This window comes from Flagellimonas alvinocaridis (assembly GCF_004916895.1).
In the GTDB taxonomy this organism is placed as follows: Bacteria; Bacteroidota; Bacteroidia; order Flavobacteriales; family Flavobacteriaceae; genus Flagellimonas; species Flagellimonas alvinocaridis.
Map to the genome: position 1 here is coordinate 1 of NZ_SNTZ01000041.1, position 937 is coordinate 937.

At 31.8% G+C, this 937-nt stretch carries 1 protein-coding gene; it reads left to right on the top strand.

Translation table 11 applies throughout. The features are described from left to right. Window positions 1-7: 7 nt before the first annotated feature. Window positions 8-937: hypothetical protein (locus EZV76_RS17815; RefSeq protein ID WP_500683422.1), on the top strand; the 930-nt coding region annotated here is incomplete at its 3' end.

Below are 937 nucleotides of genomic sequence, written 5' to 3' on the forward strand. Positions count from 1 at the left end.
GCTCATGATGTTCATATCRATMTATTATGCGCCWMTGCATCTAGCATTGGGTAGACCTCATACAATAACTGTCCTAGCTCTACCCTATCTTTTGTTTCATTTYTTCTGGAACAATCACAAAAACTTTTTTGATTATGGATCTACTACCAGAAATTCAATGCGTAMTCTCAGCATTCAATGTGTATTCCTGAATAATCTTATTTTTCAATTATTCAACCATTTCATTTTACCAAGTTCAATGTTAGCCAGATTAGTCAACATTTATATGTTTCGATGCAACAACAAGATGTTATTTGTAACAAGTAGTTTTGTTGGTTGGTTAATTGGTCACATTTTATTYATGAAATGGSTTGGATTGGTATTARTCTGGATACGKCAAAATCGTTCTATTAGATCAAATGTACTTATTCGATCTAATAAGTACCTTGTGTCAGAATTGAKAAATTCTATGGMTAGGATCTTTAGTATTCTCTTATTTATTACCTGTGYCTACTATTTAGGCAGAATACCGTCACCCATTCTTACTAAGAAACTGAAAGAAACCTCAAAAACGGAAGAAAGAGATGTAGAAATAGAAACAACTTACGAAACGAAGAGGACTAAACAGGAACAAGAGGGATCCACCGAAGAAGATMCTTCTCCTTCCCTTTTTTCGGAAGAAAAGGAGGATACGGACAAAATCGATSAAACGAAAGAGATCCGAGTGAATAGAAAAGAAAAAAAAMAWAAGGAATTCCTTMAAAAKACATATTATCAAAATAGAMAAATTTATGAAGCTTCTTATTTCGATCTAGATCGAAATGAAGAACATTCCAAGTTAACCAAGTTAAAACTATTTGAAAATAAAAACCTCTTCTGGTTTGAAAAACCCTTTGTAACTCTTCTTTTCAATTATAATAGATGGAATCACCCAATGCGATATATAAAAAATAATAAA